Genomic DNA, 14489 nt, shown 5'->3' on the forward strand with positions numbered 1-14489 from the left:
TATCAAACCGTTGTTCTCACACGGGCCGGTGCCGGGATATCGCATGCTATTGTGTGCGTTTCTGGCGTTTGCGCTCATGTTTGCCGAGCACCGTTTCTCGCGTATGGAAGATGTCCGTGCTCAGCTGACAACGGTAGTCGCTCCGATTCAGTGGCTGGTCAGCGTTCCCAGCGATGTCTTGACCTGGGGCGCGCTGGCGTTGTCCGAGCAACGTGAACTGGTCGAAGAGAACCGGCGTCTTCGTGAGCAGTTGTTGACGTTGTCGCACCGTGTCCAGCGTATGGCGAGCCTGACCGCCGATAACGTTCGGCTGAGGGAGTTGCTGAATGCGGCGCCTCAAGGTGAAATGCCTTATATCACAGCAGAGCTCTTGTCGTTGGATTCCGACCCCTTCACTCATCAAATGGTCATCGATCGGGGGCGCCGCGATGGTGCTTACGTCGGCCAGCCTGTCATGGATGCGTCCGGCGTCGTTGGGCAAGTGACAGCGGTGTCGGCCTACTCGAGCCGGGTGTTGATGCTGGCTGATGCCAGTCATGCCCTACCGGTTCAAATCAATCGAAATGGTCTGCGTTTCATCGTGCAGGGAACGGGGCACTATAATTCACTCGATGTACGTCATGTGCCGAATACCGCCGATATTCGAGAAGGAGATCTGCTGGTCAGTTCGGGGTTGGCGGGGCGCTTCCCGTCTGGATATCCCGTCGCCAGGGTGACCAGTGTAGAGCACGATCCCGGTCAGCCGTTCGCGAGTGTCAGTGCGGAGCCTGTGGCTCAACTGCAGCGATCGCGCCATTTCCTGTTGTTGTTTCCTCCGCCTCCTGTAGAACCCGAGGATGATGACGGACTATGGGATGAGTCCTTCTCGATCATGAAACCGCCCAGGGAGTTGAGTCGCTGATGGTGTCTTCTGCCTTGCGCGGCTGGTTGCTGACATGGTTCAGCTTGTTGTTGGCGTTATGTCTGCAGGTCATGCCGTTGGCGGACCGCTGGTTGATGTGGCGTCCCGATTGGCTGGGTCTGATATTGATTTATTGGTGTGTGGCTGCGCCCCAACGGGTCGGGGTGATGCACGGCTTTGTCATGGGGCTCCTGCTGGATCTTATTGAAGGCACACCCTTGGGGCAGAATGCCTTGACTCTATCGTTACTGGCATTCCTGTCTGCTCTGGTCTATCAGCGGTTCAGAGCCTACTCGTTGCTCCAACAGTCCGTGCTTGTTTTCATCCTGTTGGGAATCGTACAGCTTACCGAGCAGTGGATACTGACACTGTTCGGCCCGTTTTCCATTCACTTGGCATTCCTGTTGCCATCCTTGATCGGTGCCGTGCTATGGCCTTGGTTATTCACCATGTTGCAATCGCTGCGTCGCCGCTTGGCTATCGCTTGATGCGGGGGCCGGTAGGCAGCGGAGGGTTGTCATGACGGCATCGCTATGTCTTGCCTCAGCGTCGCCACGTCGTCGGGAGCTGTTGGCCTCGATTGGTCTCGACGTGGATGTGCAGGTCGTCGACGTCGATGAAACACCTCGCGACCAAGAGGCACCTGCCGCCTATGTGACCCGTCTTGCCCGTGACAAGGCGCTGGCCGGGGCTGGGCTGACCTCCTTGCCGACGCTGGGAGCCGATACGGTGGTGGTGCATGATGGAACCATCCTGGGCAAACCTCGGAACCGCATGCATGCTGAGCAGATGCTTGCCGCGTTATCCGGCACCACGCACGATGTCATGACCGCGGTTGCGATTGATGGGCCGGCCGGCTTGCTGGAAAGCTGTGTTACGACGCGGGTGAGTATGCGTGAGATCGGTGCCGAAGAAATTGCTGCCTATTGGATGACTGGTGAACCAGCGGACAAGGCCGGCGGGTACGCTATCCAGGCGCGGGGCGCCGTCTTCGTGACGCGTCTTGAAGGCAGTTATTCTGCAGTCGTTGGGCTGCCTTTGCATGAAACCGCGACGTTGTTGGTCCGACAAGGAATTTCGCTGTGGCCGTGACGTCGTATAGCTATGTCATAATGCCGCCATTCACTCGATAAGGAATGCCGCATGAGTGGTGAAGTCTTGATCAATTTGACGCCGATGGAAACTCGGGTGGCTGTCGTCGAGAACGGCGTCTTGCAGGAAGCCTTCATCGAACGTACCCAACGTCGGGGCATTGTCGGCAATATCTACAAAGGGAAGGTGGTCAGGGTACTGCCTGGCATGCAGGCTGCGTTTATCGATATCGGTCTCGATCGTGCCGCATTCATCCATGCCCAGGATGTCACCGCACCGGACTCATCGACCAGTGAGCCTGCGTCGATAGGTCACCTGTTGCATGAGGGGCAGGCCCTTGTGGTGCAGGTCACCAAGGATCCGATCGGCTCCAAGGGGGCACGCCTGACCACCCATCTTTCGGTACCGTCGCGTTATCTGGTCTACATGCCTGAGTCACCACATAATGGCGTATCCCAGCGTATCGAAGAAGATACGGAACGGGAACGCCTGCGTGAACTGACCGACTTCTGCCAATCGAAGCAAGAGCTCGAGATCACCGGTGGTTTCATCGTACGTACCGCAGCCGAAGGTGTCGGTGAGGAGGAACTCTATACCGACATGCATTTTCTATTGCGCCTTTGGCGAAAGGTCAATGAACGTCGTTTTACCGCACCAGCACCCAGCGTCATCTATGATGACCTGCCGCTTTACATTCGCACCCTCCGGGATCTAATGAACGATGAGATCGAAAAGGTACGTATCGATTCTCGGGAAAACTACGATAACTTGATCGACTTTGCGCACGAATTCATGCCGGATGCCGTACCCCGCATCGAATATTATCCCGGCGAGCGGCCTATTTTCGATCTGTTCAGCGTCGAGGACGAGATCCTCAAGGCGTTGGGGCGGAAAGTGCAATTGAAATCCGGTGGTTATCTGGTCATTGATCCTACCGAAGCGATGACGACGATCGACGTCAATACCGGTGGTTATGTCGGTCATCGCAATCTTGAAGAAACGATCTTCAAGACCAACCTTGAAGCGGCTACCGCGATTGCCCGCCAGTTGCGCTTGCGCAACCTTGGCGGCATCATCATCATCGATTTCATCGACATGGAAGATACGGAGCACCAACGCCAAGTGTTGCGTGTCCTGGAGAAATCGCTGGAGCGCGATCATGCCAAGACAAAGTGCACTGGAGTCACTGAGCTGGGCTTGGTACAACTGACGCGCAAACGTACCCGCGAAAGCCTTGAGCAGACCCTTTGTGAAGCCTGTCCCACCTGTGCCGGGCGAGGCACGTTAAAGACGCCGGAGACGGTGTGTTACGAAATTTTCCGCGAGATTCTGCGTGAGGAGCGTGCCTACAGTCCCGAGTCGTACATGGTGTTGGCGTCTCAGGCGGTGGTTGATCGGTTGCTTGATGAGGAGTCGGCGGCGGTATCCGATCTTGAGGTCTTCATCAACAAGACCATCAGCTTCCAGGTCGAGGTTCATTACTCCCAGGAGCAGTACGATATCGTACTGATGTGAGCCCATGAGTAGGTTCCGCCTGTTGTTGCGTTGGGCATTGACGTTGCTGGCTGTCGGTTTGGGGACCTTGGCCATCCTGGTGCTGGTGCTGCGTATCCTGGCCAGCCAGGTGGATTCGTTGCGTCCCGATGTGGTGTCCGGGTTAGCGTCCTCTTTCAACGCTGACGTTGACATTGCAGCCTTGTCGGCCCGATGGGAAGCCGGCGACCCGATGTTAGCGTTGCAAGGGCTCCGCTTTCGGGGGCGACGCAACGGCGAGCCCTTGCTGGATATCGGGCAGGCCGCGCTACGCGTGGATACGTGGCAGTCGTTAACGGCTTGGCTGCCCGTGACCAACGCTGCCAGCCTGGATGACGTGACGCTGCATCTATACCAGCGTGAGGATGGCTCCTGGCACTGGCCCGAGCCTGCGACCCTTCCCCCCTTCATGGTCCCGGACCAGCGCTTCGACCTATCCCAACTCAATGCGTGGCTGGAGGCGTTGCTGCGGCAACGCATCCATGCAGACGATGTGCGGGTGGTGTTGCATGGCCGCGATGGCCAGACCGCTTTCAACGCCCCTCAACTGATGATCACTGGTGATCGTCACCATACCCACATCGAGGGTTGGGTCAATGTCGAAGGCCGAGAGGGCGTCGCGTTGCAAGCGTCGCTGGATCTTCTCCCCGGGCGCCACGGCCTTGCCGATTTCAATGCCGCGTTGCAGGCGGAAATGGATGTATCCAGTCTCGTCGGATTAAGCCGCTTGTTGCCATTTGATCATGGCATGCGTCTGGAGGACGCCGAGGGGAAGGCCCAGTTATGGGGGCGTTGGCATGGAGCCTCACTGGATGACGTAAGAGTCGCTGTAGATATTCCGCAATTGACCTTGCGCCCAAGCGAGAGCAACGTCAGTTACGCCATGAATGACGTGCGCGCATCGGGGCAGTGGCTACGGAGCGAGACAGGATGGCAGGCTTGGTTGAATACCTCTGCCGGTGATGCCGCTGCGGGCACCGAGAATGATGGTCGGGATGCGCTTGGGCCAGCCTTGCCGAGGCATTGGCAAGCTGCCGGTGATGCTGATGGTTGGTGGCTGAAGACCGATGCATTCGATCTGGCTTCCCTGATTCGCTGGCGTGAGCGATTGGTTCTGCCTGAGTTCCTGGATCGCTGGCTTGCTGCCTTGTCGCCACGTGGGCGAGTCACGGGCGTGGCGATGAAGGGAGCAGGCGAGGAATGGCGCTTGGAAGCGGCGTTGGATGACGTGGCGGTAGATCCGTGGCAGTCGATACCTGGTGGGGGACCCATAGACGCTTGGTTGGAGTTGCAGCGTGATGGGGGGGGCATACGCTTTGCCGGCGATGACGGAATGAATCTGGTCTTTCCCGAGATATTCGATGCCCCGCTTGCCTTGCAGCTGGCCACAGGACGTGTGGAATGGCAACGCACCGGTGATCGGACCCGACTGACGGGGGACGCTCTCAAGGCAGTATGGCGAGATGCGCCGGTTAACGGCCGCTTCCAGCTCGATCTGGGCGGGCAGCGTCCCGGTGAATTGTCGCTCGATCTGGAATTTGCCGATGTCAATGCCATCGATACCCCCGTCTCGCAGTGGTTACCGCTCCCTGTTCTTGATGACGACCTGGTGGACTGGTTGTCTCTTGGTGCTGCCGGTATCGTCGAGCAGGGAAGTGTATCGTTGAAGCTGCCGCTGACGGAGGAGCCGGATGATGAGGCGATCGATTTGCAGATGGCTCTGGATGTGACACAAGGCCGCCTGCCCATTGGCGAAGATTGGCCGATACTGGAGGACGTGGAAGGGGAGGTGTCCTACGCCAATGACCGCCTTGCCGCTAGCATTGCGCAAGCCGAAAGTCATGGCATCGTTACACGTGATGCCCGTGTCGGGTTGGATGATGATGAGTCATTGTCCGTGACAGGCACGTTGGAAGGGACGACTGAACAGTGGCTCTCCTATCTTGCGGCTATTCCGGCGTTCGACGCCGATATCGAGCTCGATGCCTGGGAAGGTCGAGGCGTGATGAATGGCGAACTCGAGATGGCCATGCCGTTAGATGACCCCGAGGCACTCGAGCTTGAATTGGTGACGGATCTCGATGTTCCCGAATTGCGCTATCGTCCAGCGTCGTTGGCAATGAACGCCATTACGGGGCAGTTGACCTATCGGCATCATGACACCAATGGCCATCTGGCAGGCGAGGTGAATGGACAACTTTTCGGCGGTCCGATTCAGGTGCTCATAGACACTCGGGACGATCGGGTGTCGATCGAAGGACAAGCCCAGGCAGACGGATTATCGGATTGGATGGGGGGTGGTGATGTTGCGAGTCTGGTCACCGGGGAGCTGCCCTATGAAGCGAACCTGGCGCTGAAAGACGGGCCTGAGCTGACGGTGGCGAGCGATCTCGTCGGCATGGCCATCGATCTGCCGGCTCCGTTTGGCAAGCGTCCTCAGGAGTCGGCACCCTTGCGCCTGGCCGCCGACCTTGGCGCTGGTGAGCTGAATGCGGAGCTCGATCAGCGCGTCAAGTTGCGTTGGCGTGAATGGGGGAACACCAGTCAGGGGCAGGCCTGGCTGGAGCGCTGGCCGGAATCACCCGAGTGGCCCGCTGTCGAGGGATGGGATGTCGCCTGGCGGACCCCCCGGCTAGACGTCGGCAACTGGTTCGATACCCTGTCGTCACTGGGCACGCAGCGTGACGGTAATGTCGGTCGTGGTACGGATACGATCCGGCGCGTCGTGCTGCAAACGGATTGTCTCGCCTATAACTCTCGATGCCTGGGCTCACTGGGTATTGAGGGTGACCCATTACAAGCACCACAAGCCTGGCGGGCCGACGTGAGCGGCACTCTGGCCGATGGGGAATTCTACTACCGGCCAGGGGCGAGCGACACGCTGGATATGACCCTCTCGCGGCTCGACCTCGATGCCTTGTTGCCCGAGGCGCAAACTGGTGATGACGAATTTCTGGATGAAATCGCGACGGCACCTACGCCAGTGCCAATGCCGGATGGGATCGATGACCTGCCCGATGGGCGTTTACGCGTATCCGAACTGACGTATCAAGGCCATCGTCTGGGGCCCTTTACGACGCGATGGCGTTCGTCACCTGGAAACCTGCGTCTCGCTCCCGTCAGCATGACGCTGGGGGATGTCGCCGCCGAGGGAGAGCTGGTCTGGGAAGCCTCGGGCGATGAGTCGAGTTTGACGCGCTCACGGCTGTCTCTCGATGGTGGCGATGTCGGGACGGCACTCGAACGCCTGGGGCAGCCGGTCACCATTCGCAATGAACAGACCAGCATCAAATCACAACTGGCCTGGCCCGGGGCGCCCTGGCAATTCGGTCTGGAACGCTCGCGCGGGAATCTCGACATCGAATTGGCCAATGGGAGCTTTCTCAATATAGATGCACCGTCGGCAAAGCTCATCGGTCTGCTCAATGTCGATAACCTGCTACGGCGTCTGCGGCTGGATTTTTCCGATGTCGCTGAGCAGGGAACGTCGTTTGACAGTGTCAAAGGTGCGGCAACATTGTATGGTGGAATCCTGGAGACTCAGGGGCCGGTCGTTATCGATGGGCCTGCAACCGTATTTCGCCTCGAGGGCACTGTGGATCTGGTGCGTCGTGAACTCGATCAACGTCTTGGGGTCTCGGTACCAGTAAGCCAGAATTTGCCGTTGGCAGCAGTGGCCGCTGGTTCTCCCTTGATCGGAGGCGCGTTGTTCGTCGCGCACCAATTGTTTGGCGGTGCCATCGATCGGGCGACTCAAATTCATTATCGCGTGCGTGGTCCATTGACGGCGCCGCAGATTTCATTGGAACAAGCCGAATGAATCAACCCTTTCCAGAACCAAGTGAACAGACATTGCTCGACGAGGCCGTGGCAACGTTGCTTGCTCCGGGTGGATTGGATCTGGATTCACTGGATACGGGGCTAGCTCACGCCATGGGGGCCGGTGTGGACTTTGCCGATTTGTATATGCAGCGCAGCTGGCATGAAAGCTGGGTCCTGGAAGACGGCGAAGTCAAGGAAGGAAGTTACAACATCGATGGTGGTGTCGGTGTGCGTGCCATGGCGGGTGAGAAGACCGGCTTCGCCTATTCCAATCAGATCAGTCCGGATGCCCTGGCTGACAGCGGCCATACGGCAGCGGGGATCGTGCGCAGTGGCGCACGACTCGGAGTGGAACCGCGCCTCGTCAAGCCGGTCATCGAGCGTTATGCCGGTATCGATCCACTGAGTGGCCTGTCGGCCGCAGACAAGATCGAGATGCTGAAAACGGCAGATCGTGTTGCGCGCGCCGCGGATCCAGCTGTCACCCAGGTCAGTGCGTCCTTGACGGGGGTGCATGAGGTCGTCCTCGTGCGGGCTAGCGATGGTACCCTGGCGGCGGATATTCGGCCGCTGGTACGTTTCAATGTCAGTGTGATAGCTGCTCGTGATGGACGTCGCGAACGCGGCAGCGCCGGTGGTGGCGGACGCTTTGCCATGTCGCGTTTGCGTGAGGAGGGCGTGGCCGAACGTTATGCCCGTGAGGCCGTCCGCCAGGCACTGGTCAATCTGGAGGCCGTCGATGCGCCCGCTGGCCAGGTACCCGTTGTATTGGGGCCCGGCTGGCCGGGGATCCTGCTGCATGAAGCCGTAGGGCATGGTCTCGAAGGCGACTTCAATCGCAAGGGCAGTTCGGCATTTGCTGGCCGCATGGGACAGCGGGTGGCATCACCCGGTGTCACTGTGGTGGATGATGCCACCCTCGCAGATCGGCGTGGCTCGATGAGTGTTGACGATGAAGGAACGCCGGGGGCGTATACGGCATTGATCGAGGATGGCATTCTCACGGGGTATATGCAGGACAAACTGAATGCGCGTCTGATGGGCATGGCGCCGACGGGCAATGCCCGGCGTGAGTCCTATGCCCATATGCCGATGCCCCGCATGACGAATACGTACATGCTACCGGGCGATGATGTACCTGAAGATATCATCAGAAGTGTCCGGCATGGACTGTATGCGGTCAGTTTCGGTGGTGGGCAGGTCGATATTACCTCCGGAAAATTCGTATTCTCCGCCAGCGAAGCGTATCTGATCGAGGATGGTCGGATCACGGCGCCGGTCAAGGGAGCGACGCTGATCGGGAATGGGCCCGAGGCCATGTCGCGGGTATCGATGATTGGCCATGACATGGAGCTGGATACCGGCATTGGTGTCTGTGGCAAGGAAGGCCAAGGGGTGCCGGTGGGCGTCGGACAGCCGACGGTGAAACTGGATGAACTGACGGTCGGCGGTACGCAATCGTGACGCTGGGAGGGTGACCATGTCATCCCTCCAACGGGCAACAACGGACCGTCATTCCTCCGTCTTTCTTGCCGGTGCTCAGCACCGGCGCTTCAAAGGCCGGCGGTATCCCGCAGGAGCTTGAACAGTTTGCGAGCACTGGTCGGAGGCTTTTGCCGATCGCGTTCACGTTGTGCGTTGCGGATCAGTTGGCGCAAGGCTTGGCGATCGACACTGGGGAATTCGCTGATGAACGCTTCGACTGCCGAGTCGCCCTCGTCGATCAATCGGTCTCGCCATCGCTCCAGATGGTGGAGGCGTTGGTCGCGTTGCCGTTTATCCTGTTCGAAGAGGTCAAAGGTTGTCTGGATGGCGTCAACGTCTTCGTGGCGCATCAATTTGCCGACATACTGCATGTGTCGTCGACGCGCTTCATGTGAGCGTATGCGTTCGGCTTCCTCGAGGGCTTGTCGCATGTCATCGGATAATGGCAATCGGTCACGTTGGGAGCCAGGAAGTGCCATGATCTTCTCACCGAGTTCTTGTCGCGCCTGCATTTCTCGCTTGCGCTGCGTTTTACTCCTGGGGCGATCCTGGTCATCGGAGGTATTGAATGGCATGCCGTCATTGTCCGCAACGAAGTGAATGGCGATTGTATCAGTTAGACCGTCGTTAAGAGATATCTGGGACAGAGGCGAGGAGATTATCAATGACTCAGGCATTTGATGCCGCTGCACAACAGGCACTGCTCGAATCGCGTGCTGAGGCTGCTCTGGATCAAGCCAGGCGGTTGGGAGCCGACGCCTGTGAGGTGGGGGCGAGTGTTGACCAGGGCGTGGATGTCAGTGTGCGTCTGGGCGAAGTGGAAAGCATCGAGCTGTCGCGGGATCAGGGTATTGCGGTGACAGTCTACGTCGGTAAGCGCAAGGGGAGCGCCTCTTCCTCGGATGCCGGTGAAGCATCGATTCGCGCCGCTGTCGAGCAGGCAATGGCCATAGCGCATTATACCGGTGACGATCCCGCCTCAGGGTTGGCCGACGCCGCATTGATGGCAAAGGAGATACCCGATCTGGATGTCCATCACCCTTGGCCTCTGACTACCGACGAAGCCATCAACCATGCCTTGGCCTGCGAGACGGCAGGTCGCGAGGTGGCGGGGATCAGCAACTCCGATGGAGCCAGCTTTTCCAGTGGAGAGGGTGTGCGTGTCTATGCCAATAGTCATGGTTTTCTGGGCAGTCAGCGGGGCAGCCAACACTCGCTGTCGTGTGTACTGATTGCGGAAGATCATCAAGGCATGCAACGCGATTACGATTACACCAGCGAACGGGATCCACGCAAGCTGCGTGAACCGGCCGAAGTGGGTGTGTCGGCGGCCGAGCGAGCCTTGAGCCGACTCGGTGCCACTCGCCCTGTCACAGGGCGTATGCCGGTAATGTTCGACCCCAGGCTGGCGAGTGGGCTGATAGGGCATTTGATGAGTGCGATTGCCGGAGGCGCCCTGTACCGCCAAGCCTCATTCCTGTGTGATGGGTTGGGTCAATCGCTGTTTCCCGAGTGGTTCACTCTCAAGGAGGTACCTCGGGAGCCGGGGGCCATTGCGAGCAGCGCGTTTGACAACGATGGTGTCTATACGCGCGATAATGTCTTCATTGAGAATGGCCGTCTTGCCAGCTATATGTTATCGGCTTACAGCGCTCGCCGCTTGGGTATGGAAACGACCGGCAACGCTGGCGGTGCACGTAACCTGCGTCTCCAGGCTCCTCTCGAATCGCGTGAATCCCTGCTGACGAAGATGGGATCCGGGGTGTTCGTGACTGAGCTGATGGGGCAGGGTGTCAATGGCGTGACAGGGGATTATTCACGTGGTGCAGCGGGGTTTTGGGTCGAAGACGGCAAGCTCCAGCATCCGGTTGAAGAGTTCACCATTGCAGGCAATCTGCGTGACATGTTCGCTGGATTGATGGGTGTTGGCGACGATACCGATACACGGGGCAGCATCCATTCCGGCAGTTGGTTGATAGAGGAAATGACAGTGGCTGGATCCTGAGGGCGGGATCTGCACTATGCGTCCTCATCGAATCGAGCGTTGAACAACGTTTCCAGTGCATCGAGAACCTGCTCGGCATCCTCGCCTTCTGCCAGGATGTCGAGCACCGAGCCGCATGGTGCCGCGAGCATCATGAGCGACATGACATTCGCGGCATCTGCATCGCGTCCTCGATGAGATACGATGACATGAGCTTGGTAGGGTTGGCAGCACTGTACCAGTTTGGTTGCGGCTCGCGCATGTAGACCGCGCTTGTTGGCCAGGGTCAACTGACGAGTCGGCATGCCTAGATCCCTTGATGTGACGAACTTTCCGTAGCAAGTGATGAGGTTCGGCTGATAGCAGTGTGAATGCCGAGTTCCCGGTGTCTCAAGCGAACGTCCGGGTACTGTTGGGCGAATGTCTGCGCGAGTCGTTCGGCGATATATACGGAGCGATGCTGTCCTCCGGTACAACCGATGGCGACGGTCATGTAACTGCGATGACTGGCCTGATAGGCAGGTAACCAGCGTTCGAGCCACTGTCGGATGTCTTCGACCATTGTCAGGACGTCCGGATAGCTCTCGAGGAATACGATAGTGTCAGCGTCTCGTCCGGTCGATTGTCGCAGCAATGGATCCCAGTAGGGGTTGGGCAGGCAGCGAGTATCGAAGACATTGTCGGCATCCAGCGGTACCCCTCGTTTGAAGCCGAACGATTCGAAAGTCAGGGTCAGCTTGCTTGCCGAGTGCCGGGCCACTTGTTCTGTGATTCGGCCTCTCAAGTCGTGTACCGACAGTCCTGACGTGTCGATGACCAAGTCAGCGAGATCCCGAATTTCAGCCAGCGCCTTCTCTTCTGAATCGACGGCCTCCGCCAACGTCATATCGCTTTCTCGCGTCAAGGGATGGCGACGGCGTGTCGTTGAGAAACGCTCCAGGAGGGTCTTGGCCTCGGCTGTCAGGTAGACGATCTGGCAAGCGATGCCACGTTCATGCAAGGTGTCGAGCATGTCGGGAAATCGCTTGAGCGAGTCCGGCAGATTGCGTGCATCGATACTTACGGCGACAGATGCTTGCTTGCTGTCTCCGGCCTGAAGTTCATCCACCAGCGAGCCCAGTAGCATGGCAGGCAGATTGTCGATGGCATAGAACCCGATGTCTTCCAGCGCTTGGAGAGCGATCGATTTACCCGACCCAGAACGGCCACTGATGATCACGATCTGCATGACAGCTCCTTTCTTATCGTCACGGGCAAGGTGATGCCTGCGGGCATGTCGAGTCAATCCGGCCGGGAGGATCCGTCGCCATGCCGTTGAATGGCCTCGATCAGTGTCTCATGCAGTTGCTGCTGACTGGCACAATGACGCAGTTGGTGACGGGTATCCGCATCGTTCATGACCGAGGCGACCTGGGCTAGCAAGGCGAGGTGCGTATCGTCGGCTTCCTCAGGTACCAGCAGGACAAAGACCAGATCCACCGGATCTCCATCGACGGCATCGAAGTCAATGGGATCGTCCAGCTTGAGAAAGCCGGCAACCGGAGCCTTGCAGTGAGGGCTGCGTGCATGGGGAATGGCGACGCCATTGCCGATTCCCGTACTGCCGAGCTTTTCACGTGCGATCAGGCGGCTGAAGACTTCCTGGCTATCCAGGCTAGGGGTGTTCTGAGCGATGAAAGTACTGAAGAACTCCAGTACGCGTTTTTTGCTGCCCCCGGTAACGTCGAAAAGGGTACGTTCCGGGGGGAGAATGGACGACAATGTCATGGTTCAGCGAGCGCCGGCGCCCTGAGCGCGGGCCTGGGCCTTTTCCTTGTGTTTGACTAGCTGGCGATCAAGCTTGTCGGCCAGCGCATCGATGGCTGCGTACATGTCACTGTCCTGGGCATCGGCATGCAGGTCTGCGCCGGCAGCGTGTAGCGTGCAAGCCGCTTGTTGACGTTCCTTTTCGACGGATAATGTCACTTGAACCGTGGTGATATTGTCATAGTGGCGTTCCAGACGGGCGAGCTTCTCATTGACATAGTCACGCAGAGCATCGGTCAGTTCGATGTGATGGCCGGTAAGATTGACTTGCATGGCACGCTCCTGTTCCTGCCGACGGATTTCACTTCGATTGTAACCCTTTTTGCCGTCCTGCAAACCCCCTGTCATACACGATTCCAGACATGGGGGCATGAGCTCGTTGTTTCGCTTTCATGACAGTCGCTTGCGCTCGCTCGAGGGGGGAATCCCCATCGCTTCTCTATACTTGGCGACCGTGCGCCGAGCGACCTGGATACCGTCATCGGCCAGTGCCTGCACCAGCTTGTTGTCAGATAGCGGCTTGCGTGGTGGCTCGTCACTGATGAGTTTCTTGATGCGTGCGCGAATCGCGGTACTGGAGTGAGCATCTCCGCCGTCATTGCCGACATGGCTGGAAAAGAAATACTTCAGTTCGAAAACGCCACGCGGGGTGTGGATGAATTTCTGGGTGGTGACACGCGAAATCGTCGATTCGTGCATGTCGACCGTCTGCGCAATATCGGCAAGCACCAGGGGTTTCATGGCTTCCTCGCCCCGTTCGAGAAAATCCATTTGTCGGGACATGATTTCACGTCCGACACGTAGCAGGGTGTCGTTACGGCTAGAGAGACTTTTCAGTAGCCAACGGGCTTCCTGCAAGTGCTGCTTCATGAAGGTGTTGTCATCACTCTTGTCGGCGCGCTTGATCATGGCCGCATAGTCGGGCTGGATGCGCATTTTCGGCAGGGCATCCGGGTTGAGTTCGATATGCCAACCGTCTTCGCGATGATAGGCGATCAAGTCGGGTATGACATAGTCATTCTGGCTGTCATCGAAGGCTTGTCCAGGGCGCGGATCCAGCCCGCGCACCAGCTCGATCACGGTGTCGAGTTGTGTATCGTCCAGCCTAAGCCGCCGCTTGAGGAGTTTGCGGTCATCCGATCCCAGTGCTTCGAGAAACTGTCGGACCAACCGTTTGGCCTGGGGGAGCAAGGGGGTGTCGTCGGGCAGTGTACCAAGCTGCAGCATGAGGCATTCGCGAAGGTCGCGGGCGAACACGCCCGTAGGTTCGAACTGTTGTAGACGCAGCAGGACGTGCTCGATATCGGTTTGCTTGAGCCCGTTGAGTCCTTGTGCTCGAAGTCCTTCACCGATGTCATCGAGTCCATTGTCCAGATACCCGTTGCCGTCCACGGCGTCGATCAAGCTTTCGGCGATCTGGCGATCACGTCGATCGAGATCGGTCATGGCCAGTTGCCAGCGCAAGTGGTCATGCAGGCTTTGACTGGTCGCATTACGATCGAAATCAGGCCCTTCGCTGGTACCTGTCGAGGATGCCAGGTCCTGATAGGTGTCTGACCAATCACTATCGACGGTGAGCTCATCCGGAATCTCGGTCACCCAATCATCTTCTTGCGACTCGGCCACCTCCTGCTCGCTGAAGTCATCGTCGAGTTCGAGCATGGGGTTGGATTCCAGGGCTTGCTGGATTTCCTGTCGGAGGTCCAGTGTCGATAGTTGCAGCAGGGCAATGGCCTGCTGCAACTGTGGAGTCATGGTCAGTTGGGTACCGACACGGAGCTGCAACGAGGGTTTCATGGCCATAGCAAAAGGCATACATCGCTGACGTGGAAAACGACACGTTATCCGGCTGTTGGCTACCTTGCA

Annotated in this window: 13 protein-coding genes; 7 read left to right on the top strand and 6 right to left on the bottom strand. The window is 58.3% G+C overall.

Going from position 1 to position 14489, the window contains the following annotated elements:
* Window position 1: 1 nt before the first annotated feature.
* From mreC to tldD, 6 genes are read left to right on the top strand one after another with little or no spacing between them, the layout of a single operon-like run.
* Window positions 2–901: a rod shape-determining protein MreC gene (gene mreC / locus FVV99_RS13565; RefSeq protein WP_269090065.1), complete on the top strand. Its 900-nt coding sequence runs from the start codon at window positions 2–4 to the stop codon at window positions 899–901.
* Window positions 901–1389 (top strand): rod shape-determining protein MreD, encoded by a 489-nt coding sequence (gene mreD / locus FVV99_RS13570; RefSeq protein ID WP_148254625.1) that lies wholly within the window; start codon window positions 901–903, stop codon window positions 1387–1389. Before mreC ends, mreD begins: the two co-directional genes overlap by 1 nt.
* 31 nt (window positions 1390–1420) lie before the next feature.
* Complete coding sequence (locus FVV99_RS13575; RefSeq protein ID WP_148254626.1) at window positions 1421–1993, top strand: Maf family protein; 573 nt, start codon at window positions 1421–1423, stop codon at window positions 1991–1993.
* A gap of 51 nt (window positions 1994–2044) precedes the next feature.
* A complete protein-coding gene (gene rng / locus FVV99_RS13580) occupies window positions 2045–3508 on the top strand; it encodes a ribonuclease G (protein WP_148254627.1) in 1464 nt (487 codons plus the stop codon).
* A 4-nt stretch (window positions 3509–3512) separates the two neighbouring features.
* Complete coding sequence (locus tag FVV99_RS13585) at window positions 3513–7346, top strand: YhdP family protein (protein ID WP_148254628.1); 3834 nt, start codon at window positions 3513–3515, stop codon at window positions 7344–7346.
* Complete coding sequence (tldD, locus tag FVV99_RS13590) at window positions 7343–8812, top strand: metalloprotease TldD (protein WP_148254629.1); 1470 nt, start codon at window positions 7343–7345, stop codon at window positions 8810–8812. The genes FVV99_RS13585 and tldD overlap by 4 nt, the downstream gene beginning before the upstream one ends.
* Window positions 8813–8901: 89 nt before the next feature.
* Here the strand turns inward: tldD and yjgA are convergent, their stop codons facing one another.
* A complete protein-coding gene (gene yjgA / locus FVV99_RS13595; protein WP_148254630.1) occupies window positions 8902–9408 on the bottom strand; it encodes a ribosome biogenesis factor YjgA in 507 nt (168 codons plus the stop codon).
* Between the two features lie 89 nt (window positions 9409–9497).
* On the opposite strand from yjgA, the gene pmbA reads away from it, so the two are divergent.
* Window positions 9498–10838 carry a metalloprotease PmbA gene (gene pmbA / locus FVV99_RS13600; protein ID WP_148254631.1) on the top strand — a complete coding sequence of 447 codons (1341 nt, stop codon included), beginning with the start codon at window positions 9498–9500 and terminating at the stop codon, window positions 10836–10838.
* A gap of 14 nt (window positions 10839–10852) precedes the next feature.
* Here the strand turns inward: pmbA and FVV99_RS13605 are convergent, their stop codons facing one another.
* From FVV99_RS13605 to FVV99_RS13625, 5 genes are all read right to left on the bottom strand, one after another.
* On the bottom strand, window positions 10853–11122 hold the full coding sequence (locus FVV99_RS13605) for an HPr family phosphocarrier protein (protein WP_148254632.1): 270 nt from the start codon (window positions 11120–11122) through the stop codon (window positions 10853–10855).
* A 2-nt stretch (window positions 11123–11124) separates the two neighbouring features.
* Window positions 11125–12045, bottom strand: a complete 921-nt coding sequence (gene rapZ, locus FVV99_RS13610; RefSeq protein ID WP_148254633.1) for an RNase adapter RapZ — start codon at window positions 12043–12045, stop codon at window positions 11125–11127.
* A 53-nt stretch (window positions 12046–12098) separates the two neighbouring features.
* Window positions 12099–12584, bottom strand: a complete 486-nt coding sequence (ptsN, locus tag FVV99_RS13615) for a PTS IIA-like nitrogen regulatory protein PtsN (RefSeq protein WP_148254634.1) — start codon at window positions 12582–12584, stop codon at window positions 12099–12101.
* A gap of 3 nt (window positions 12585–12587) precedes the next feature.
* Window positions 12588–12896, bottom strand: coding sequence for a ribosome hibernation-promoting factor, HPF/YfiA family (hpf, locus tag FVV99_RS13620; protein WP_148254635.1), 309 nt, complete (start codon window positions 12894–12896; stop codon window positions 12588–12590).
* A gap of 117 nt (window positions 12897–13013) precedes the next feature.
* Window positions 13014–14426 (bottom strand): RNA polymerase factor sigma-54, encoded by a 1413-nt coding sequence (locus tag FVV99_RS13625; RefSeq protein ID WP_148254636.1) that lies wholly within the window; start codon window positions 14424–14426, stop codon window positions 13014–13016.
* Window positions 14427–14489 lie beyond the last annotated feature (63 nt).

This window comes from Aidingimonas lacisalsi, assembly GCF_008079445.1.
In the GTDB taxonomy this organism is placed as follows: Bacteria; Pseudomonadota; Gammaproteobacteria; order Pseudomonadales; family Halomonadaceae; genus Aidingimonas; species Aidingimonas lacisalsi.

What these genes read in the sequence shown, in the direction of transcription:
- mreD (WP_148254625.1), top strand. Translation starts at nt 901, where the DNA reads ATGGTGTCTTCTGCCTTGCGCGGCTGGTTGCTGACATGGTTCAGCTTG.
- FVV99_RS13575 (WP_148254626.1), top strand. Translation starts at nt 1,421, where the DNA reads ATGACGGCATCGCTATGTCTTGCCTCAGCGTCGCCACGTCGTCGGGAG.
- rng (WP_148254627.1), top strand. Translation starts at nt 2,045, where the DNA reads ATGAGTGGTGAAGTCTTGATCAATTTGACGCCGATGGAAACTCGGGTG.
- FVV99_RS13585 (WP_148254628.1), top strand. Translation starts at nt 3,513, where the DNA reads ATGAGTAGGTTCCGCCTGTTGTTGCGTTGGGCATTGACGTTGCTGGCT.
- tldD (WP_148254629.1), top strand. Translation starts at nt 7,343, where the DNA reads ATGAATCAACCCTTTCCAGAACCAAGTGAACAGACATTGCTCGACGAG.
- yjgA (WP_148254630.1), bottom strand. Translation starts at nt 9,408, where the DNA reads ATGCCATTCAATACCTCCGATGACCAGGATCGCCCCAGGAGTAAAACG.
- pmbA (WP_148254631.1), top strand. Translation starts at nt 9,498, where the DNA reads ATGACTCAGGCATTTGATGCCGCTGCACAACAGGCACTGCTCGAATCG.
- FVV99_RS13605 (WP_148254632.1), bottom strand. Translation starts at nt 11,122, where the DNA reads ATGCCGACTCGTCAGTTGACCCTGGCCAACAAGCGCGGTCTACATGCG.
- rapZ (WP_148254633.1), bottom strand. Translation starts at nt 12,045, where the DNA reads ATGCAGATCGTGATCATCAGTGGCCGTTCTGGGTCGGGTAAATCGATC.
- ptsN (WP_148254634.1), bottom strand. Translation starts at nt 12,584, where the DNA reads ATGACATTGTCGTCCATTCTCCCCCCGGAACGTACCCTTTTCGACGTT.
- hpf (WP_148254635.1), bottom strand. Translation starts at nt 12,896, where the DNA reads ATGCAAGTCAATCTTACCGGCCATCACATCGAACTGACCGATGCTCTG.
- FVV99_RS13625 (WP_148254636.1), bottom strand. Translation starts at nt 14,426, where the DNA reads ATGGCCATGAAACCCTCGTTGCAGCTCCGTGTCGGTACCCAACTGACC.